The following is a 19,619-nucleotide window of genomic DNA, read 5'->3' on the forward strand; positions in this document are numbered from 1 at the left end:
CATGACGCAAGACGTAACGCCGACTCATATTCCGACGCTGGCCGTCACGCTGGGCGATGTCGCGGGCATAGGCCCCGAGATCACCGCCAAAATGCTGCTGGGCCACGATGAGCTGCGCCAACGGGCGCGTTTGGTCGTGATCGGCGATGCCGGCGCGCTGCGCAAAGCGGCCCAGGCGCAGGGGGCCGACGCGTCCCGCGTGCGTGTCGTAGAAGGTCCCGAACAAGTGACTAACGAGCCGGGTGTCATCGAAGTCATCCAGGCGGGCCCATCGCTGGAGCATGTGCCACTGGGCGAATTGAGCGCCGAGGCGGGAGCTGGCTCCGTGCGTTTTGTGACCACGGCTTGTGAGTTGGCGCGTCAAGGTCGCATTGACGGCATCGTGACGGCGCCGTTGAACAAGGCCGCCATGCACATGGGCGGCCATAAATGGCCTGGCCATACCGAGTTGCTGGCCCATGAATTCGGCGTCAAGACGTTTTCGCTGGTGCTGTCCGCTGGTGAGTTGTATATCTTTCACGCCACGACACACGTCTCGCTGCGTCAGGCCATTGACGATGTGACGCCTCAACGTATGCGTGCCGTTTTGCGCCTGGCGGGTGCTTTCGCCAAAGCACTGGGCCGTAGCGACGAGCCGATCGCCGTGGCCGGGCTGAACCCGCACGCGGGTGAAAACGGTATTTTCGGTACCGAAGACGCCGACATCCTGGTGCCTGCCGTGGCCGAGGCCAATGCGGCGGGCATCCTCGCTGCGGGTCCGATTCCCGCTGATGCCTTGTTCCCCCAGGCCGTACGCGGCAAATGGAAATTCGTGATTGCCTGCTATCACGACCAGGGACACGCTCCCTTCAAATCGGTCTATGGGGACGATGGCGTCAACATCACTGTTGGCCTGCCCGTCGTGCGCGTGTCGGTCGACCACGGTACGGCATTCGATATCGCGGGCAAGGGTATCGCACGCGAAGACAGCCTGATCCTGGCCGCCGAACGTGCAGCCAATCTGGCGCCGGGATGGTCACAGGTTTGGGAAACCGCGCGCTCCACCACGGGGGGCTGATCCTATGGCGTCGAACGCGGGTGCCGAGGTAGCGCTGGATCGCACCAGCGGCCATCCTTTGCATGGGCAAGTCGCCCAGGCGCTACGCCGTGAGATTCATGGCAGGAGCCTGGCCGCAGGCACCGTATTGCCGAGCGAGTCCGCGTTGTGCCGCCAGTTTGGCGTGGCGCGCAGCGTCGTGCGTCAGGCGCTGGCCGCGCTGGTGGCCGAAGGCCTGATCCGGCGCGAGCCCGGGCGTGCTCCCACGGTTGCACCTCCCGTTGAACATCGTCGGTTGGTGCAACGCTCTACCGGGCTGTTCGAGCAATTCGCCAGTACGGGTACGACGCTGCAGACAAGCGTCCTGCGACTAGCACCCGAGGCACCGCCTCCCGAGGTGGCCACTTTTTTTGGCTCTGACGATACGCTCGTGCTTGAGCGTCTGCGCGGCGTCGATGGCGAGCCGCTGGCCTTTGTCCGCACCTGGTTGCCGCGTGCCCGCCTTTCGGGGCTGACTGCCGAGCATTTGCAAGATGCTTCATTGCATCGCACGCTGGTTCAGCAGTTCGGCTTGCATCCCGGTCGGGGACGCAATCGCATTCGCGCGGTGGGGGCCGACCCCGTGTTGGCCGATGCCTTGAGCGTGAGCGTGGGCAGTCCATTGTTGATGCTCGAAGGGCAGGGCTATGACCAGCATGGCCAACCGCTGGAATGGTTCACCACCTGGCATCGCGGTGAAAAACTGGTATTCGATGTAGACGTGACGCCCGCGGGCGAACGCGTGCATCCGGCCTTGCCTGATAGTGCAAAGTCTGCCGTGCCGCCGTCGGTCGTCGCGACCCCGCCGGCCGACGCTGCCTCGCTAGCCGACGTTGAGGCCACGCTGCAGGCCGCGCTAGAGGCATTGCGGCAACTGCGCGAGAGAGGCGGCGGATGCTAAGCTTGGGACCTCGTCATCCACGCCTCGGGTTCCCCGGTATCCGCCATGACTGCACGTATCCTCAGCTTGCATATTTACCCTATTAAATCTTGCGCGGCGATTGATCTGACAACGTCGCCCATTGATCGAGCAGGTTTGCTGGGCGACCGGCGCTGGATGATCCTGACGGCGCAAGGGCAGTTCATGACGCAGCGCCAGTGGCCCGCCATGGCCCGCATTCGTCCGGCCTTGACGGCGGATCATCTCGAACTGCGTGCGCCAGACATGCCTGTCTTGCGCGTCCCGCTGGACGGCTCGCAGCTCGGCCCTGTCGCACGGGGCGTCACTGTGTGGAAAGACACCGTCGCAGCTCGCGAAGAAAGCACTGAAGCCGCCGCTTGGCTTAGCCAAGCCTTGGGCCTGAGTTGTGTGCTCTTCAAAGTCGATCAGCAGGCCCAACGGCCTGCCAAGATCGATTGGGTCGAGCGTTGGCGCGAGGCGCATCCCGAACAGGCCGAACGCTTTGTCGGCGACCATTTTTTCGGGTTCGCTGACGGTTTTCCGTTGCTGATTACCAATCAGGCGTCGCTGGATGATTTAAACGCCCGCTTGGCGGCACATGGGCAGCCCGCCGTCCCCATGGATCGCTTTCGTCCCAACATTGTGATCGAGGGCGACGACTGGGAGGCCTATGACGAAGACGTCACCGCCCAGATCGCTATCGGTGATAGCCTTCTGGCCTTCGTCAAGCCCTGCACCCGATGTCCCATGCCCAACGTCGATCAACTGACCGGCGAGCGCTACGATGAGCCAGGCTGGACATTGGCCACCTATCGGCAACTCGATATCGGTATTGTCTTTGGCCAAAACGCCATTGTCGACGCGCCGCAAGGCAGCCGTTTAAATGTGGGCGATGCGGTGGAGATTGAACTCGATTTTTAAGCTCGATCGTAAGATTGCGCACAATCCAGGCAGAGGTCTGACGCCTCTGCCTGCATTTTTCATGTTGTGCGTGACTGGGCGATCAGGTCGACAGCTTCAACCCAATCAGGCCCGCGGCGATCAAGAGCACGCTGATTACGCGCATGGCGCTCAAGGCCTCGTTAAACAGCACAATACCGGCGATGAACGCCCCGATCGCGCCGATACCGACCCAAACGGCGTAAGCCGTGCCGAGTGGCAGTGTTTTCATCGCCGTGGATAGTAGCCAAAAGCTCACTATCATGCCGAGCACGGTGACGATGGAGGGAACCAAACGGGTAAAACCCTCGGTGTATTTCAGGCCAATCGCCCAAACGACCTCGAACAGCCCCGCGAACACCAGAATAATCCAGGCCATGACATGCCCCTTTTTCAATATAGCCAGCGTATGCACTGGCAAATGGGGCCGTCCCCGGATAGGAATAGGCCGGCAGCCTAGCCGGCGACTGCGCCGAGCCGTCCCGGTGCAGTAAAAATTATAGAATAGCAAATTATCCGCCGGGATGGCGAGGCATTCACCTGCCCAGCCGTTGCACCAGCGCCGAGCTTATTTCTATAGATTGGTACTCATGAGTTTCCAGGTCACCGTACAACCCAGTCAGCATCAATTTCCTGTCGAAACCGGTCAAACCGTGCTCGACGCCGCCCTGGCCGCCGGTATCGTGCTGCCCTATAGCTGTCGCAGTGGCGCATGTTCCACTTGCAAGGGCAAAGTGGTTTCCGGTCAGGTTGATGCGGGCGAATATCCCGCCCAGATCCTTTCACCCGAAGAGCTGTCCCAGGGCTATACGCTGTTCTGCCAGGCACGTCCGCAGTCCGATCTGGTGGTCGAAGCCACCGAGGTGCGTCTTGCCAGCGACATCCAGATTCGCAAACTGCCTTCGCGGGTGCAGGAAATGGAATTGGCCGCGCCCGATGTGACGGTGTTGCGCCTGCAACTGCCCGCCGCCGATCCCTTCCGTTACTACGCGGGGCAATACGTCGAAATCATCCTGAAAGACGGCAAGCGCCGCAGCTACTCCATGGCGTGCGCGCCGCACAATGGCAGCCCGCTAGAGCTGCACATCCGTCACATGCCGGGCGGATTGTTCACCGATCACGTGTTTGGCACGGGGACGACCCAGATGAAAGTCCGTGAGATTTTGCGTCTGGAGGGACCGTTTGGTTCGTTCTTCTTGCGCGAAGACTCTGACAAACCCATCGTGTTGTTGGCCAGCGGCACGGGGTTTGCGCCGGTCAAGGCCATTGTCGAACATATGGCCCATCACGAGATCCGTCGTCCGGTCGTGCTGTACTGGGGGGGACGCCGCCCGCAAGACCTCTACATGGATGCGCTTGCCCGGTCCTGGGAGCAGACGCTGCCCGACTTCCGGTATGTGCCGGTGGTGTCCGATGCTTTACCCGAGGACGCCTGGACAGGCCGTACCGGTTTCGTCCATCAGGCGGTCATGCAAGACCTGCCCGCTTTGTCGGGCTATCAGGTGTACGCCTGCGGGGCACCCCCCATGGTGGACGCGGCGCGCCGCGAGTTCACGGCCCAGTGCGGATTGCCCGAGGAAGAGTTCTACGCCGATGCGTTTACCTCGCAGGCGGACTTGGCAGCAGTCGGATCCTGAGGCAGCGGGCGGAAATGAAACCTTTCGGTGTAAATAGATACGGCTCCTGCGGTTATGTCATAGGCGAGGGTCGGCCGGCGCTGTAAACTGCGGCACGACATCTCGAATGGATTACGTCGCGGCAGCAGAGGCACAGCCCGCTGCGGCAGGCGGCGCAAGGAGCAAGGCGCGCATGAAAGTAGCGGTATTGGGCAGCGGCATTATCGGCATCTCCAGTGCCTGGTGGTTACGCCAGGCCGGACACGATGTCGTGGTGGTTGATCGTCGCCCCGGCGCAGCACAAGAAACCAGCCTGGCCAATGGCGGGCAAATCTCCGTTTCGTACGCGGAACCCTGGGCAAATCCCCAGGCTCCGCTGAAACTGCTGAAATGGATGTTTCAGGACGATGCGCCGCTGTTGTTCCGTCCCCAGCTCGATTTGCGTCAGTGGCTGTGGGGCCTGGCCTTTTTGCGCGAATGCCTGCCGGGCCGGTTGGCGCCCAATATCCGCGCCATGGTGCGTTTGGCTGAATATAGCCGTAGCACGCTGCGCAGCATGCGTACCGAATTAGGGATCCCCTACGATCACCTGGAGCGCGGCATACTCAATTTCTACCGCGACCAGGCCGAATTCGAAACCTCACAAAAGGCGGCCGGCCTGATGCGCGATTTCGGGGTCGAGCGCCGCGTTGTCACCGCCGACGAGGTAATTGCCATCGAGCCCGCCCTGGCGCCGCATCGTGCCACGATCGTGGGCGGTGATTACACGCCCGAAGACGAAAGCGGCGATGTGCATTTGTTTGCAACGGGGTTGGCCCAACGATGCGAGGCCGCCGGTGTCGAGTTCCGCTACGAAACCAGCGCGACCCGCCTGATTACCGAGGGCGGACAAGTGCAAAGCCTCGAGGTCATCGAGCCAGATGGCCGCTTTGCCCGGATCGCGGCCGATGCCTACGTCATGGCCTTGGGCAGTTTCAGTCCCCGCCTGTTGCGTCCCCTGGGCGTGCCGTGCAATGTCTATCCGGCCAAGGGCTACTCGGCGACCTTCAACGTGATTGATCCGGTCGCCGCACCGTCGGTCAGCCTGACGGACAGCAGTCACAAGGTCGTTTTTTCGCGATTGGGTAATCGTCTGCGTATGGCTGGCACCGCCGAGCTGTCCGGCTATTCCCGTTCGCTGAATACGAGCCGTTGCGAAGCAATGACCCGTCTGGCACGTGAACTTTTTCCCGGCGCCCTCGATTTCGAGAGCGTCAGTTACTGGTCGGGCTTGCGCCCGTCCACTCCATCGAACGTACCCCTCATCGGACGCACCCGCATCCCCAACCTGTACCTCAATACAGGTCATGGCACGCTGGGCTGGACGATGGGTGTCGGTTCGGGCCGGGCTTTGGCCGATCTGCTCAGCGGACGCAAACCAGAGCCTGAATTTCCTTTTCTTGGTCTATAAACGCATGAAAATACTGAAATTGGCGGGCCTGGCCCGTGCATTGCGCGCCAGCCGGCGCACCTGGGTATTCGGCGTAGCCATGGCGGTGGCAGGCACTGCGTATGGCGCCGGCGTTGAAATTGAAGTCTGGCATACGTTGAGCGGCCCCAACAAAGCAGAGTTTGAAAAGCTCACCAAGAAGTACAACAACGAACAAAAAGAAGTCGACGTCGAATTGCGCGGTTTTGCCGATAGCCAGGCGCTGCAGGTTGCGATTACCGAGGCGTTGAAAAAGAAAGACGGCCCCAATCTGATTCAACTGGCGGACAATCGCTCACCCGAAGTCGTCTCCCAGCACAAGGCAATCCTGCCCTTGTACAAATTGCTGGCGCAGCATCCGATCAAGGACCTGAACTGGTTCCTGCCTTCGACTTCCAGCTTTATCCGTGATGATAAAGGGCGTCTGCTGGCTTTCCCCTGGATGGCCGAAATCCCGGTCATGTACTACAACCTGAGCTACTACAAGAAGGCCGGGCTGGATCCCAACAAGCCGCCGCGTACGTGGGCGGATTTGCAGGCTGATCTGCTCAAGCTGCGAGACGTCGCCAACCTGGAGTGTCCGTACGCCACCAGCAACCAGGTGCAAGTCCACCTCGAGAATCTGGCGCCCATCAACAAGCAGTTGTACACCTCGAATGACAATGGTCTGGTCTCCAGCAAAAAACCGCCTGTCTTCCAGTTCGACACCTTGTACATGCGCCATATTTCCTTGATGGTCAGCTGGAAGCGCTCGCTGTTGTTGATGCAGCATTCCGATTCTGCACAAAACGATCAGCTCTTTGCCAAGGGGCAATGCGGCGTCTTGACGTCCGGATCGGGATCGGCCGGTACGTTCATGAACACGCGTTCCTTGTCGTTCGGCGTGGCGCCATTGCCGTTCTATTCACAGGTCACGGCCGCAGCCGGCAGTCCGTTTGTCAGTGGCTCCGCGCTGTGGGCGGTCGATGGGCATCCGAAAGACCAGGAAAAGGCGACGGCGCAATACCTGGCCTGGTTGTCCAAGCCGGTCAACGCCGCTGAATGGCATCAGCGCACGGGCTATCTGCCCCTGACGGATGCGGCCTTCCGCGCCGCTGACGTGTCGTTCTACGACAAAGTGCTTGGCGCCAAGGCGGTCGTCGCATCCATGACGGGCAAGGCACCCAACACCAGCCGCGGTTTCCGCATGAAAAACTACGACCGTGTCGAGCCAGTATTGAACACCGAGCTCAATCAGGCCCTGGACGGACAGACGCCGCCCGTCGCGGCCCTGAATAGCGCCTCGGAACAGGCACGTAAAATCGTCCAGCAGCGTTAATCGCGATCTGCAATACCAGAGGGCCATGACAGAAACACTGTCATGGCCCTCTGTGCTGATAAGTCCGGTCTTTGACGATCAGGTCACCGGCCCGGGATTAAACAGCACCAATGCATTGTGCAGTTTCCAGCGCTCGGCCCATGTCTGTTTGCGGCCACTCGCCACATCCAGCAGCAGATGGAACATCTCCCAGCCCATCTCTTCGATGCTGGCCTCGCCATCGGCAATACGTCCCGCATTCACATCCATCAGGTCATGCCAGCGGCGCGCCAGGTCGGTGCGTGTGGCAACTTTGACGACAGGCACTTCGGCTAGACCATAGGGCGTGCCGCGTCCCGTTGTGAAAATATGCAGGTTCATGCCGGCGGCCAATTGCAGTGCGCCGCAAATGAAGTCGCTGGCGGGGGTGGCGGCGTAGACCAGACCTTGTTTGATGCCACGATCACGCAAGCTCTCGCCGGGGCTCAAGACGCCATTGATGGCTGCCGAGCCCGATTTGATCACCGAGCCCATCGCCTTTTCGACAATGTTCGACAAACCGCCTTTTTTATTCCCGGGCGACGTGTTGGCGCTGCGATCAGCCTGACCACGTTGCAGATATGCGTCGTACCAGGCCATCTCGCGCACAATGTCCTCTGCGACGGCGGGCGTCTCGGCGCGCTTGGTCAGTTGTTCAACGCTGTCGCGGACTTCGGTGGTTTCCGAAAACATTACCGTCGCCCCTGCGCGTACCAGCAGATCGCTGCAGAATCCTACCGTCGGGTTGGCGGTCACGCCCGAGAATGCATCGCTACCCCCGCATTGCACGCCCACCACCAAATCAGAGGCCGGACAGGTTTCTCGCTGGCGGCCATTCAGGCGTTCCAGGTGGGGTACCGCCTGAGCCAGGATGGCCTCGATCATGGCCTGAAAACCGATATGTTCGTCGTCTTGCAGACGCATTACATCCAGCCCCTGACTGAGGGAGCCATCCGCCTGGATAGGAATACTATTGCTCGGCATCAGGCGTTCGGGCTGCAGCTTTTCACAGCCCAGGCTGACGATCATCACCTCGCCGCCAAAATTCGGATTGCGGCTGATATTGCGCAGCGTACGAATCGGCACCACCGCATCCGGCGCATCAATGGCGACGCCACAGCCATAGCCATGCTCCAGCACCACGACGCCGTCCACATTCGGGTAGCGCGGCAGCAACTCGGCACGAATGCGTTGCAGGGCGTGGTCCACTACGCCGGCCACGCATTGCACGGTGGTCGTGATAGCCAGCAAATTACGCGTGCCGACACTGCCATCGGCATTGCGATAACCCTCAAAGGTATAGCCGTCCAGCGGGGGCAGGGGGGCAGGCGTCTGATCTGCCATAGGCAGATCATCCAGCGTGCGCGCCGCCGGCATGGTCAGCACATTTTCGTTTACCCAGCTTCCCGCCGGTAAATCGCGGTTCGCATAGCCAATCGTGACGTTGTAGCGTCGGACTTCCGCACCCTCGCGAATGTCGGCCAGGGCGACCTTGTGTGCCTGAGGAACGCGGTCAAGCAATTGGGGACCGTCAGGCAATTGCGTACCGGCGCTCAGCCCGCCCTGATTCGCCACAATCGCGACGTTGTCGTTGGCGTGCATGCGAATGGCGCGGGGCGTGTCAGTGAGAGGAACTGCCGTTGTCGTCGAAGGTTTCGTGCTGGTCAACATACGTGAAAAAGTGGGGTTGGATGGGTGATGGATGAGAGGTAATATCGTGAATGTTAACGTTAACTTTTTGAGTCGTCAACGCGCGGGCAGCGTCTGGCATCGGCGTCTTGCGACGATCGTCAGCCGCTTTGCCGCTGTATCAGTTTGAATCCCACATCCTGGATTGGGTGCGCGGGTTGAATGCCTTCGATACGGTCTATTAGCATACCTGCCGTGCGACGCCCAATATCCTCGTGGTCCACTCGGACCGTCGTCAGGGTAGGGGAGACATTGCAGGCAAAGTCGAAATCTCCAAATCCGATGACGGCGAGATCGTCGGGAACACGAATCCCGCGCAATTGGGCTTCCATCAGCGTACCCAGCGCCACCATATCCGTGGCCGAGAAAATCGCATCGACCCCCGGGTCGCCCTCCAGGGCACGCGCCAGGCCTGTACGCCCGTGTCCCAACTGACTTGGCGGCGATATCACCAGCGAGCTGCCTTCCCGCAAGTGACGGCCCGCGATTCCCAGTTTCAGAGCCTCGTCGGCAAACCCGTGAAAGCGCGCGGCCGTGCGCGCCTCGGTCGCTGCGATCGACGCCACGCGACGTTTGCCTTGCGCATGCATATAACGCGCAATGGCCTGGCCCACCTCATAGTGCGAAAACCCCACCAGCATGTCGATGGGGTTATCGGACATTTCCCAGGTTTCCACCACGGGAATGCCCGATGCTGCGAGACGTTGTCGCGCCAGTGGCGACTCCATCAGGCCCGTCAGCACAATACCGTCGGGCCGCCGGGCAATCACGGATTCCAGCACGATGTCATCGCGCGAACGATCATAGCCACGCTCGCTCAGCATGACCTGATAGCCGGCCTCGACCAGAATCTCTGTCATCGCGTGAACGGCCAGCAAAAACGCCGAGCCCGACGCGATCGAGGGGACCATCAGCGCAATCATGCGGGTGCGCCGAGCGCGCAATCCCGCGGCGTGCAGGTTGGGTACATAGCCGCTGCTGGCAACGGCTTCGAGCACCTGCCGGCGGGTATCGTCCGATACCCGATCAGGCTGATTCAGCGCACGCGATGCGGTCATCGCCGATACGCCGGCCAGGCGTGCGACATCGGTCAAGGTGACGCCGCTACGGCCGCCTCGGCTGCCGCGTGTCGTGCGGTCATTCACCTTCGAATCCTTGCGCGTATTTGTCACGTAAAAACTCCACCAGGCATTTCACCGATTGCGGCACATGCGCCGACCAGGGTCGCAGCGCATAGAGTTTGCTACCAAAAAACCCCTGCACGCGCCAGCCTGACAAGACTTCCACCAGGCCATTGGGAGGTGTCGTCACGGCACTGAAGTCTGGCAGCATACCGATCCCCGCGCCCTCTAGCACCGCTTGGCGCAGCACTTCGCTGTTGTTGGCTCGAAACCTTGCCCTGACTGGTATCACGATAGGTTGCGGCGTTGACCGGCGCCGCCCGTCCTGTACGAACGACCAGGTCTCATACGTACGGTTGCCTAGATACGTGACACAGGCGTGGTCGCTTAAATCACGAGGGTGCCTAGGCTCGCCATGCGCGTGCAAGTACTGCGGGCTGGCGACCAATAGGGACCGGGATGAACATAACTCCCATGCAATATAGGATTCGGGAGGGTGATCCGTATGTCGAATCGCCAGATCAAAGCCCTCATGCGCCAGATTCACCAGACGATCGATCAGCTCCAGTTCAATCCGTACCTCCGGGTACTGGCGCAAAAACGCCGGCAGCACCGGCGCCAGATGCTGGCGTCCAAAGGCCACCGGGGCTGTCAGCCTGACCGTGCCGCGTGGCACATCCGACAAATCCTTTACCGCCAGAAAGCCGGTGCTAATGCGTTCGAATGCGGGGGCCGCATCTTCGACCAGATTGTGCCCGGCCTCGGTCAGCATGACGTGGCGCGTCGTGCGGCGCACCAGTGGCAGGCCGACGGCTTTTTCCAGGGCATTGATACGCGTGCTGACCGAGGCTTTCGATACCCCCAGGCGTTTCGCGGTCTGGGTAAAGCTGCGGGTTTCCGCCAGCGCGGTCAACAAATAGATATCCGCGACGAGCGGGGCAATCTGGTCGGCAGCCATTTTGGCGTTCCCGAAACTGATGATTGTTCATTTTATCAAACACTGATGTCGCAAATCCGGCCTTCTCTTGAAGCGAGCCGAGTCGTAGACTGGGCTTGTTTTCGATCAACCTCTCCTGGATATCGCCCGTGACTTCCGCAGCCGCAAACACATCTTCCCTCATTGGCCACTGGATCGACGGTCAACGCGTCAACCCGCAAGACCCCAAAACCCGCAGCGTATTCAACCCCGCTACCGGGCAAGTATCGGCGCGCGTCGCCCTGGCAGAACTGACGGATGTCGAGACCGCTGTCGCCGCCGCCCGCAAAGCATTCCCCGCCTGGGCCGCCACCCCGCCGCTGCGCCGGGCCCGCGTGTTGTTTCGATTTCTGGAATTGTTGCATCGCCATCAAGACGACCTGGCGCGGATGATTACCGCTGAACACGGCAAAGTCTTCAGCGACGCGCAAGGCGAAGTCGCCCGGGGCATCGACATCGTCGAGTTCGCCTGCGGCGCGCCGCAGTTGCTGAAAACCGATTTCACCGAACAAGTCGCCTCCGGTATGGACAACTGGACGTTGCGTCAGCCCCTGGGCGTTGTCGCCGGCATCACGCCGTTCAACTTTCCGGTCATGGTGCCCATGTGGATGTTCCCGATGGCGCTTGCCACGGGCAATACTTTCATCCTGAAACCCAGCCCTATCGATCCCAGCCCCTCGCTGTTGCTTGCCGAACTGCTCAAACAAGCCGGACTGCCCGACGGTGTCTTCAACGTGGTCCAGGGCGATCACCACGCCGTACAGGCCCTGATCGAAGCGCCCGACGTCAAAGCCATTTCCTTCGTCGGCTCGACGCCCGTCGCACAGCAAATCTATGAAGCGGGCGCTCGCAACGGCAAGCGCGTTCAGGCGTTGGGCGGCGCGAAGAATCACATGGTCATCATGCCCGACGCGGATATCGATCAAGCCGTCGATGCCCTGATGGGTGCCGCCTATGGCTCCGCTGGGGAACGCTGCATGGCGATTTCCGTCGCCGTGCTGGTGGGCTCGGCCGCGGATCAGGTTGTTCCTCGCGTGACCGAACGCCTGAAAGAACTGAAAGTGCTCAACGGCACCAACGCACAAGCCGAAATGGGCCCGATCGTCACGGCCGAAGCGCGTCAGCGCATCACCGGCTATATCGATATCGGCATCAACGAAGGCGCAACGCTGTTGGCTGATGGCCGAAACTTCCAGGGCTCGCTGGCCGGCGAAGGTTGCGACAATGGCTTCTGGCTGGGCGGCACGCTCTTTGATAACGTGACGCCGGACATGCGCATCTATAAAGAAGAAATCTTCGGTCCCGTGCTGTCCTGCGTGCGTGTGCCGGATTTCGCTTCCGCTGTCTCGTTGATCAACAACCACGAGTTCGCCAACGGCGTCAGTTGCTTTACGCGTGATGGCAACGTCGCGCGTGAATTCGGTCGTCAGATCGAAGTCGGCATGGTAGGGGTGAACGTACCCATTCCCGTGCCCACGGCGTGGCATGGTTTTGGCGGCTGGAAACGCTCGCTGTTCGGCGACATGCATGTCTATGGCGAAGAGGGCGTACGTTTTTACACGCGCCAAAAAAGCATCATGCAGCGTTGGCCCGAAAGCATCAACAAGGGCGCTGAATTTGCGATGCCGACGATTCGATAAGCGGGCGCATGGTCGCCTCAACCATTGATGCGGCGACCGATGCACCGATAGATGAGCCAGGCACGAACGAGGCGACAAAGGTTTGTCGCCTCGAGTCGTTTACGAATCCCTGGTGGGAGGAGTGGGGATATTCCTGCGGGGGATACTCATATCATCGACACCAAACAAGCGTGTCATCCCGCCACGCAGATGCGCCACCATCGCCTCGCGGGCCGCGTCGGCGTCTGCAGCCTTGATTGCATCGCCGATCGCGCGATGCTCGTTGCGTACGTCTACGGCGCGACGCACCATAGGCAGTGGCGATAGCTCGCGGATCAGTTTGATTGAGACACGTGTTTGTTCGGCTAACGCCGCCATCGTCATACCGAAAAAACGATTGCCGCTCGCCGACGCGATAGCACCATGAAACGCGATGTCCTCTTCTATACCCGGCTCGCCACGACTCCACGCCGTTTCGAGCATACGTTGCCGTCGATCAATTTCCGCCAGCAGCGGTGCGTCGGAACATCGCGCCGCGGCTGCGGCACTTTCGCCCTCTATCAGGCAACGAAATTCCAAAAAGCTGCGCATGTCCGGAATGCTGTGCAGCGGGCCGAACGTCGCGCTCTGCAAAACGGGCGGTTTCCCTACGAAATTTCCCGCGCCGCGCCGGGCATATACCCATCCTTCGGTGCGCAACCGCGCCAGGGCTTGGCGCAACACCGGGCGCGATACGCCTAGCGTGCGTGCCAACGCTTCCTCGCTGGGTAACCGTTCATCGGGTTCCCGTATTTCGATGGTTTGCAACATCTGCTTGTAAGCGAAATCGCTCAATGGGGAAATTGCCATCGTCACCGTCCTTGAATGCCAAACAGCCCTTTTCAAAGTAGTAATACTACTTGTTCAATTTATTGACAAGATAACCGCTCGCCGCGAGCATACGACACAGCGGCGATTCACCTGGGTCCGACTTTCGTTCGGCACCGATGGCGGGTTTGCCATGACTTCATCGGACAAGAGCAGATCCAAGGTATGGCAACCATTACAGCGTTACGCAGCATACGCATCAACGAACGTCCCAATTTGATTTGGGTAGAAATCGAAACGGAAGAGGGCCTGGTGGGCCTGGGGGAATCCTTTCGCGGCGCACAAGCGGTCGAGGCCGTATTGCACGAACAAGTCGCGCCCTGGTTACTGGGACGCGACGCCCGGCACATTGAAGCCGTCTCGCAGCAATTGATGAATCCTTATCTGGGTTTCCACAGCACCAGCGCCGAAATCCGCGCCGCCAGTGCCGTGGACATTGCGCTGTGGGACTTGGCCGGGCAACGTCAGGGTGTACCTACCTATATCGCCATGGGCGGCGGCGTGCGCGATCGCATCAGGGCTTACAACACCTGCGCCGGGTACGCCTACAACACGGGTGGCGTTGCCCGACGGAGCACCGATGGCACAGAGTTGTCGGCAGGCCCCTATGACGACCAGATCGCTTTTATGCGGGATGCCGGCGCTTTGGCACAAAGCCTCCTTGATGAGGGCTACAGCGCCATGAAAATCTGGCCGTTCGATACCTATGCCGCTGCGACAGGGGGACATCTGATCAGTGCGCAGGACCTAAGGCTCGGCCTGGAACCGTTTCGCAAGATTCGCGAGGCGGTCGGTGATCGCATCGAAGTCATGTGCGAACTGCACAGCCTATGGAGCGCCAACGCGGCACTGCGCATTTGTCGCGGTCTGGAGGACTACGACGTCTTCTGGGCCGAAGATCCCTTGAGCAAAATGGACGACGCGCAGGCGTTGGCCGACCTGCGAGGCCGTACCAGCGTCCCGATCTGCGGTAGCGAGACACTGGCCGGTACCGTGCCATTTCGAGACCTGCTCGCTAACGACGCCCTGGATATCGTGATGTTGGACTTGGCATGGTGCGGCGGTCTGACCGAGGGGCGCAAAATCGCCGCGTTGGCCCAAGCCTACGCCCGACCGCTGGCGCCACACGATTGCACGGGACCCGTCACGCTGATCGCTGGCTTGCACCTGGCCATGCATGCGCCAACGGCCATCTTTCAAGAGGTCGTTCGCGCCACGTTGAGTACGTGGTACCGGGATCTAGTCACCGATCTTCCCATCGTCGACAACGGCATGGTCATGGCGCCCACTGCGCCTGGCCTGGGCACACGCCTGAGCCCCGACGTCAAGGTTCGGCAGGACGCGGTCATTCGCGAAAGTGTCGCGACATCCTGATATCACCGTACAACTATTGATGCCGCGACACCAGGCGGTAGCGAAGGGGAGCCAAAATGAAAAAAGTGATTGCCGCGCTGATGTTGTCATGTGTCGCGTTCAGCGTGACTGCGCAGACGCCGTGGCCCAAAGAAAAACCTGTGCAAGTCGTTGTGCCATTTCCCGCTGGTGGCGCCACGGATACCATCGGACGATTGTTGGCCGAGCAACTGCAACGCCGCCTGGATCAATCGTTCGTGGTCTACAACCGTGCCGGCGCCACGGGTACGATCGGCGCCGCAGCCGTCCAGCGTGCCGAGCCCGATGGCTACACGTTGATGATGTCATCATTGGGTACCTACGTCATCGCGCCACACTTAATCAAGTCCACCTCATACGATGCACTCAAGGACTTCGATTACATCTCCGTCCTGGTACAAGCGCCCAACGTGCTGGTCGCCGCACCCAGCAAGTCCGTACGCACGGTACAGGACGTCATTGCCGAGCTGAAATCCAAGCCCGGGCAGATCAGCTTCGCCAACTCCGGCTATGGGGCGTCGGACCACCTGTCGGCCGAGGTTTTTTTGCAGCAGACACAGACGGCGGGCATGCATGTCGCCTACAAAGGCGGCGCGCCCGCGATTAACGACCTGATGGGTAGTCAAGTCGACTACTCATTTCAGAACGTCAACGCCGTATTGCCGCATATTCGCGCAGGCAAGCTGCGAGCCATCGCTGTCACCGGCAGCAAGCGTTCAGCCGTTTTGCCAGACGTCCCGACGCTGACAGAGGCGGGCGTCCCTAACGCGGTGGTCTATTCCTGGCAGGGACTGTCTGCACCCAAAGGTTTGCCTGCGGAGGTTAAAGACAAGCTGTCCAAGGCCACCATCGCCAGTTTCAGAGATCCCGCGGTCGTCACCAAACTAGAAGAGCAAGGACTGGAGATCGTTGCAAACACGCCAGAGGAATTCACTGCGTTTCAGGCTGAAGAGTTCTATCGATGGAAGGCGTTGATCGAAGAGCGCGGGATTGTGATCGAATAGTCGCGCCGAGATTGGGTAAAGGCCGAAACGCTCAACCGTGCAAGGCCTCAATCCAGCGACTGAATAAAAACCTCCGTTCGTATATGTCTGTCTAGGCGTCTTTCCCCTAGCCCGTCATCATGCTTTTCGTGCGCCTCTCTAGGGGCGCTTCTTTATTCGGGGAAAGCATGATTCGATATTTGGGGGCAGGGCTGTTGTCGCTATGTCTGGCGGGTTGTTCACCGTGGCTAAACACAGGGCAGGGCTGGCCGGGCAGCGGTACGCAGGCTGACCACTATGACTTCAATTGGCAGTTGTCGGGCGACCCCATGGTGGCGCCGTTGCAGGTGTTCAGCGGCGCAGGCCGCACGTGGTTGCAGTTCGCGCCGGGGCGCACGCCGCCCGCCTTGTTCGCGCAAACGCCCGAGGGGCTGACACCGCTGCCGTATCATCGTCAAGACCCATACATTATCGTCGATGGCGTGTGGCCCGCACTGGTATTGCAGGGCGGGCGTTATATCGCACGGGTCGAGCGGCACGTCCCGCCACCGTCCTTGCCTGCCATCCTCGAGGCGCCCGCTAGCGGCCCTGATTTCGTGCCGCCATTACCGCCATTAACGACATCGCCGCCACGCTGACAGACCGTGCTCAGCGCGTGGCCGGACAAGGCCGTGTATCAAGCGATCGATTGACGACGGCAGTGATCGCGATCGCTGTCGTTGAAGCGAGGATTTGATCCACGCTCATTCCGCCTGATGGCAGACGACACACAATTTGTTCCCATCCGGATCCCGAAAATACGCGCCAAAATAGTTGGGGTGATAGTGCGGTCGCAAGCCGGGTTCGCCTTCGCTGAGCCCGCCTTCAGCCAGGGCGATCGCATGTGCCTGCCGTACCTGGTCACGAGAGGACGCCAGAAACGCCGACATCTGTCCGTTACCGGGATCGTGAGGGTTGCCGTCAAAAGGTTTGCCGATCATGAAAGACGGGCGGTAATCGTCGTTAGGCGCCCAAGTGGCCCAGGGAATGTTCGTGTCGCAGAACCGCCGTTCTATACCTAACACGCCAAACAATTGATCATAAAAACGTAATGCTCGTTCGAAATCGCTGATACCAACAGTAATGTGTGAAAACATGATGGCTCTCCTGGAAAGGTGGGAAAGAGGAGATGCGAGTGACGCGATGATGTTGCAGGTAATCCGCGGTCACCGTGGGTGCAGCCATTGATGCTGACACCTTAGACTCTAGCCCTTCACCATCGATTTGGGAATATTGATCAGGAAATCCGCTAATCCCCGAGCCCCCTGCGCCAGACTGATGTGTTGCATCATCATTTGATGTGCGCGTTCGGGGTTATTTTCCAGGATGGCCTGTAGGAGTTCCTCGTGCTGCTCATACGACGCCTTGATGCGGCCAACTGCGCTAAAGGCATGACGCAAGTAGGCGCCGGTGCGGGCGCGCAGCTGCAATAACTCTTGTCGCAGATAAGGATTCCGGCATCCGCGATACAAGACATCATGGAATGCATGATTGGCCTCGCGCCAGCCATCGGCGTCGTCCGCCTGCACGATAGCGTGGGCGTCGGTGTGGATCTGCTGTAGTTCGGCGCGTTCGGCCGGCGTCATGCGCTGGCATGCCAGACGTGTGCAGACGCCTTCCATTTCCGCCAGTAGTTCCCAGATCGCCAACAGCTCTTGCAGATCCATTTTCGCGACCACCATGCCGGCGCGCGGTTGGCTGAGCAGCAGGCCCTGGATTTTCAGTTGCAACAGCGCCTCGCGCACGGGCGTACGCGAGACCTGGAATCGGGCCGCGATCTCTTGCTCATCGATCGAATCGCCAGGCAAAAGATTGCCTGTACGAATGTCTTCTTCTATGGCGGAGCGGATGCGTTCACTGGATTTCATTCGTTTAGGGAGAAAAACCGATTGCAGCATATTATCAGTTGGCTTATAAATATATTTATAAATCTAAAAATAATATTATCGGAAAACGAGATCGACCGTCGCTCATCGTTGATGAACAAGGGAAATCATGGCCAGGTTGCAGTGGGACTGTGCAGGGCTAAAGACCGCGCTGGATGCGCAGGGGATTGCCGCGTCCGCCGCCGAGTTGCGCGCGTTGGCAAAGACATTGGCGCGGCTGCAGCCAAGGGTCGATGATCAGGATTTTTCTCCCACGGTAGCGCAGGGGTATCCGGCATCCGATGTATCTACCGATGTGTCAACAGCAGGGCCGTCATGTCTGCCATCAAGCAATCTCTGACGCCTGCCGGCTTGCCCAGTAACATCGCGGACCTGCGGGCGGGTGTCCGCATGGGCCACTATGACGTTAGCCAAGTACTGGCCCAACAGCGTTCGGCGATGGCGATCGAGGCTTATGGATGCGTCGCGAGAATGATTCCTGCAGCGGAGGGGGGATCTGCGGTGCTCGACCCGACCTTGCCGCTGAGCGGGGTGGCCGTTGCGCACAAAGATGTCTTTCAGATCGGCGATCACCCCCCTGGGTGCGGCGCTGTCACCGGTTTTCGCCCTAGGTTGGAGCACGAAGGGACAGCCCCTGTCGTGCAGCGCCTGCAGCAGGCCGGGGCCGTCGCATTGGCGACGCTGGCGATGGCGGAGCACGCTTGCGGCGCGACGGGCGAAAATCCGAACACATCGAGACCTATCAATCCTCTGAATGAGCATGCCGCCGTGGGCGGTTCTTCCAGCGGGTCGGCTGTCGCCGTTGCCGCCGGGCTTTGCTACGCGTCACTCGGTACAGACACGGCCGGCAGCGTACGCATGCCTGCCGCGACCTGCGGCATCGTGGGGCTCAAGCCCGGTTACGGGAGATTGTCACAGGACGGTGTGGCGCCATTGGCGCCCAGTCTGGATACCGTGGGCATCCTGGCCCGCAGCGCCGACGACGCGCGTCTCGTATTCGACGCTCTGCATACGGCGTCTGACGAACATATTCGATCCCCGCACAGACCGGCCTCGCGTGTTATCGCCTGTTGGAATCATGGTTCGGAATTAGGCCAGGCAGACGCCGCTACCCACGATGTGCTCCGGCACTATGCACGTACTGTGGGGGCTCAAGAGCGTCCCGGCGCGCTGAACGGCCTGGCCGAATGGCATCGGCTTGCACAAGTGTTAATGCATAGCGAAGCCGCCATGGTGCACCGTAGCGCCTTGCGCGGTACCGCAGTCGGGCTAGGCGCGCATGCCCGCGCCGTCGCACTGCCCGGTGCGGTGATACCTGCATGGTGGTACGCCCAGGCGCTGGCGCAGCGCGCAGCGCATACCGACGCCTTCGTGCGCGCCATATTCGGCGATCACGACATCTTGCTGACGCCCGCGCTGCCTTGCCGCGTACCGGACTGGGCCGACGTCGACAGTCGTTCACCGACCTTCCAGCCCCGTCGGCTGCTGCAGTTGTTTAGTTGGATGGCGTTTGTGAATTATCTGGGTTTGCCCGCCGTCGTGTACCCCGTCGGCCAGGACGAACGTGGCATGCCAGTGTCGGTACAGGCTATAGCCCCTGTGGGTCATGAAGCCGTCTTGCTGGATTTTGCGCACGCCTCGGCTCGCGGCCTATACGACCGTCCTCTTTCATCGTGACTGCATACCAGCGCTGCAGCCACGTCGCCCGTTTC

The 19,619-nt window shown here is 60.4% G+C and carries 19 protein-coding genes; 12 read left to right on the forward strand and 7 right to left on the reverse strand.

Annotated elements, in window-relative coordinates:
• Position 1: 1 nt before the first annotated feature.
• From pdxA to ACYVDM_RS09920, 3 genes are read left to right on the forward strand one after another with little or no spacing between them, the layout of a single operon-like run.
• Positions 2-1,057, forward strand: a complete 1,056-nt coding sequence (pdxA, locus tag ACYVDM_RS09910; protein WP_415786311.1) for a 4-hydroxythreonine-4-phosphate dehydrogenase PdxA — start codon at positions 2-4, stop codon at positions 1,055-1,057.
• 4 nt (positions 1,058-1,061) lie between these two features.
• The gene (locus tag ACYVDM_RS09915) at positions 1,062-1,976 is read left to right on the forward strand and encodes a GntR family transcriptional regulator (RefSeq protein ID WP_415786309.1); all 915 of its coding nucleotides are present in this window, start codon (positions 1,062-1,064) and stop codon (positions 1,974-1,976) included.
• 45 nt (positions 1,977-2,021) lie between these two features.
• Positions 2,022-2,897: an MOSC domain-containing protein gene (locus ACYVDM_RS09920; RefSeq protein ID WP_415786307.1), complete on the forward strand. Its 876-nt coding sequence runs from the start codon at positions 2,022-2,024 to the stop codon at positions 2,895-2,897.
• A gap of 82 nt (positions 2,898-2,979) precedes the next feature.
• On the opposite strand, the gene sugE is transcribed toward ACYVDM_RS09920, so the two are convergent.
• A complete protein-coding gene (sugE, locus tag ACYVDM_RS09925) occupies positions 2,980-3,294 on the reverse strand; it encodes a quaternary ammonium compound efflux SMR transporter SugE (protein ID WP_415786305.1) in 315 nt (104 codons plus the stop codon).
• 211 nt (positions 3,295-3,505) lie between these two features.
• On the opposite strand from sugE, the gene ACYVDM_RS09930 reads away from it, so the two are divergent.
• From ACYVDM_RS09930 to ACYVDM_RS09940, 3 genes are all read left to right on the forward strand, one after another.
• On the forward strand, positions 3,506-4,552 hold the full coding sequence (locus ACYVDM_RS09930) for a CDP-6-deoxy-delta-3,4-glucoseen reductase (RefSeq protein WP_415786303.1): 1,047 nt from the start codon (positions 3,506-3,508) through the stop codon (positions 4,550-4,552).
• A 172-nt stretch (positions 4,553-4,724) separates the two neighbouring features.
• A complete protein-coding gene (locus ACYVDM_RS09935) occupies positions 4,725-5,981 on the forward strand; it encodes a D-amino acid dehydrogenase (protein WP_415787061.1) in 1,257 nt (418 codons plus the stop codon).
• 4 nt (positions 5,982-5,985) lie between these two features.
• Positions 5,986-7,317, forward strand: coding sequence for an extracellular solute-binding protein (locus ACYVDM_RS09940; protein ID WP_415786301.1), 1,332 nt, complete (start codon positions 5,986-5,988; stop codon positions 7,315-7,317).
• A 78-nt stretch (positions 7,318-7,395) separates the two neighbouring features.
• Here the strand turns inward: ACYVDM_RS09940 and garD are convergent, their stop codons facing one another.
• The 3 genes from garD to ACYVDM_RS09955 form a co-directional block, all read right to left on the reverse strand.
• Complete coding sequence (gene garD, locus ACYVDM_RS09945) at positions 7,396-9,006, reverse strand: galactarate dehydratase (protein WP_415786299.1); 1,611 nt, start codon at positions 9,004-9,006, stop codon at positions 7,396-7,398.
• Positions 9,007-9,125: 119 nt separating this feature from the next.
• Positions 9,126-10,196 (reverse strand): LacI family DNA-binding transcriptional regulator, encoded by a 1,071-nt coding sequence (locus tag ACYVDM_RS09950; protein ID WP_460475381.1) that lies wholly within the window; start codon positions 10,194-10,196, stop codon positions 9,126-9,128.
• Complete coding sequence (locus tag ACYVDM_RS09955; protein WP_415786295.1) at positions 10,162-11,103, reverse strand: LysR family transcriptional regulator; 942 nt, start codon at positions 11,101-11,103, stop codon at positions 10,162-10,164. Before ACYVDM_RS09955 ends, ACYVDM_RS09950 begins: the two co-directional genes overlap by 35 nt.
• A gap of 128 nt (positions 11,104-11,231) precedes the next feature.
• Between ACYVDM_RS09955 and ACYVDM_RS09960 the strand changes: the two genes are divergently transcribed.
• The gene (locus tag ACYVDM_RS09960) at positions 11,232-12,761 is read left to right on the forward strand and encodes a CoA-acylating methylmalonate-semialdehyde dehydrogenase (protein WP_415786293.1); all 1,530 of its coding nucleotides are present in this window, start codon (positions 11,232-11,234) and stop codon (positions 12,759-12,761) included.
• A 99-nt stretch (positions 12,762-12,860) separates the two neighbouring features.
• Here ACYVDM_RS09960 and ACYVDM_RS09965 read toward each other — a convergent pair whose 3' ends face one another.
• Entirely contained in the window at positions 12,861-13,589 is a 729-nt protein-coding gene (locus ACYVDM_RS09965; RefSeq protein WP_415786291.1) for a FadR/GntR family transcriptional regulator, read from the reverse strand.
• A 183-nt stretch (positions 13,590-13,772) separates the two neighbouring features.
• Here ACYVDM_RS09965 and ACYVDM_RS09970 point away from each other — a divergent pair, with 183 nt between their 5' ends.
• From ACYVDM_RS09970 to ACYVDM_RS09980, 3 genes are all read left to right on the forward strand, one after another.
• Positions 13,773-14,981, forward strand: coding sequence for a mandelate racemase/muconate lactonizing enzyme family protein (locus ACYVDM_RS09970; RefSeq protein WP_415786289.1), 1,209 nt, complete (start codon positions 13,773-13,775; stop codon positions 14,979-14,981).
• Between the two features lie 56 nt (positions 14,982-15,037).
• Positions 15,038-16,003, forward strand: coding sequence for a Bug family tripartite tricarboxylate transporter substrate binding protein (locus ACYVDM_RS09975; RefSeq protein ID WP_415786287.1), 966 nt, complete (start codon positions 15,038-15,040; stop codon positions 16,001-16,003).
• A gap of 167 nt (positions 16,004-16,170) precedes the next feature.
• Positions 16,171-16,620, forward strand: coding sequence for a TrbG/VirB9 family P-type conjugative transfer protein (locus ACYVDM_RS09980; protein ID WP_415786285.1), 450 nt, complete (start codon positions 16,171-16,173; stop codon positions 16,618-16,620).
• 105 nt (positions 16,621-16,725) lie between these two features.
• Here the strand turns inward: ACYVDM_RS09980 and ACYVDM_RS09985 are convergent, their stop codons facing one another.
• Both ACYVDM_RS09985 and ACYVDM_RS09990 read right to left on the reverse strand, forming a co-directional pair.
• Complete coding sequence (locus ACYVDM_RS09985) at positions 16,726-17,118, reverse strand: VOC family protein (RefSeq protein ID WP_415786283.1); 393 nt, start codon at positions 17,116-17,118, stop codon at positions 16,726-16,728.
• A gap of 108 nt (positions 17,119-17,226) precedes the next feature.
• Positions 17,227-17,889, reverse strand: coding sequence for a GntR family transcriptional regulator (locus tag ACYVDM_RS09990; RefSeq protein ID WP_415786281.1), 663 nt, complete (start codon positions 17,887-17,889; stop codon positions 17,227-17,229).
• Between the two features lie 127 nt (positions 17,890-18,016).
• On the opposite strand from ACYVDM_RS09990, the gene ACYVDM_RS09995 reads away from it, so the two are divergent.
• Both ACYVDM_RS09995 and ACYVDM_RS10000 read left to right on the forward strand, forming a co-directional pair.
• The gene (locus tag ACYVDM_RS09995; RefSeq protein ID WP_415786279.1) at positions 18,017-18,247 is read left to right on the forward strand and encodes a hypothetical protein; all 231 of its coding nucleotides are present in this window, start codon (positions 18,017-18,019) and stop codon (positions 18,245-18,247) included.
• Positions 18,223-19,584, forward strand: coding sequence for an amidase (locus ACYVDM_RS10000; RefSeq protein WP_415786277.1), 1,362 nt, complete (start codon positions 18,223-18,225; stop codon positions 19,582-19,584). Before ACYVDM_RS09995 ends, ACYVDM_RS10000 begins: the two co-directional genes overlap by 25 nt.
• Positions 19,585-19,619: the final 35 nt, after the last annotated feature.

It is taken from the genome of Bordetella tumulicola (genome assembly GCF_054779135.1).

Coding starts and splice junctions, on each gene's coding strand:
- pdxA (WP_415786311.1), top strand. CDS start 2: ATGACGCAAGACGTAACGCCGACTCATATTCCGACGCTGGCCGTCACG.
- ACYVDM_RS09915 (WP_415786309.1), top strand. CDS start 1,062: ATGGCGTCGAACGCGGGTGCCGAGGTAGCGCTGGATCGCACCAGCGGC.
- ACYVDM_RS09920 (WP_415786307.1), top strand. CDS start 2,022: ATGACTGCACGTATCCTCAGCTTGCATATTTACCCTATTAAATCTTGC.
- sugE (WP_415786305.1), bottom strand. CDS start 3,294: ATGGCCTGGATTATTCTGGTGTTCGCGGGGCTGTTCGAGGTCGTTTGG.
- ACYVDM_RS09930 (WP_415786303.1), top strand. CDS start 3,506: ATGAGTTTCCAGGTCACCGTACAACCCAGTCAGCATCAATTTCCTGTC.
- ACYVDM_RS09935 (WP_415787061.1), top strand. CDS start 4,725: ATGAAAGTAGCGGTATTGGGCAGCGGCATTATCGGCATCTCCAGTGCC.
- ACYVDM_RS09940 (WP_415786301.1), top strand. CDS start 5,986: ATGAAAATACTGAAATTGGCGGGCCTGGCCCGTGCATTGCGCGCCAGC.
- garD (WP_415786299.1), bottom strand. CDS start 9,006: ATGTTGACCAGCACGAAACCTTCGACGACAACGGCAGTTCCTCTCACT.
- ACYVDM_RS09955 (WP_415786295.1), bottom strand. CDS start 11,103: ATGGCTGCCGACCAGATTGCCCCGCTCGTCGCGGATATCTATTTGTTG.
- ACYVDM_RS09965 (WP_415786291.1), bottom strand. CDS start 13,589: ATGGCAATTTCCCCATTGAGCGATTTCGCTTACAAGCAGATGTTGCAA.
- ACYVDM_RS09970 (WP_415786289.1), top strand. CDS start 13,773: ATGGCAACCATTACAGCGTTACGCAGCATACGCATCAACGAACGTCCC.
- ACYVDM_RS09975 (WP_415786287.1), top strand. CDS start 15,038: ATGAAAAAAGTGATTGCCGCGCTGATGTTGTCATGTGTCGCGTTCAGC.
- ACYVDM_RS09980 (WP_415786285.1), top strand. CDS start 16,171: ATGATTCGATATTTGGGGGCAGGGCTGTTGTCGCTATGTCTGGCGGGT.
- ACYVDM_RS09985 (WP_415786283.1), bottom strand. CDS start 17,118: ATGTTTTCACACATTACTGTTGGTATCAGCGATTTCGAACGAGCATTA.
- ACYVDM_RS09990 (WP_415786281.1), bottom strand. CDS start 17,889: ATGAAATCCAGTGAACGCATCCGCTCCGCCATAGAAGAAGACATTCGT.
- ACYVDM_RS09995 (WP_415786279.1), top strand. CDS start 18,017: ATGGCCAGGTTGCAGTGGGACTGTGCAGGGCTAAAGACCGCGCTGGAT.
- ACYVDM_RS10000 (WP_415786277.1), top strand. CDS start 18,223: ATGTCTGCCATCAAGCAATCTCTGACGCCTGCCGGCTTGCCCAGTAAC.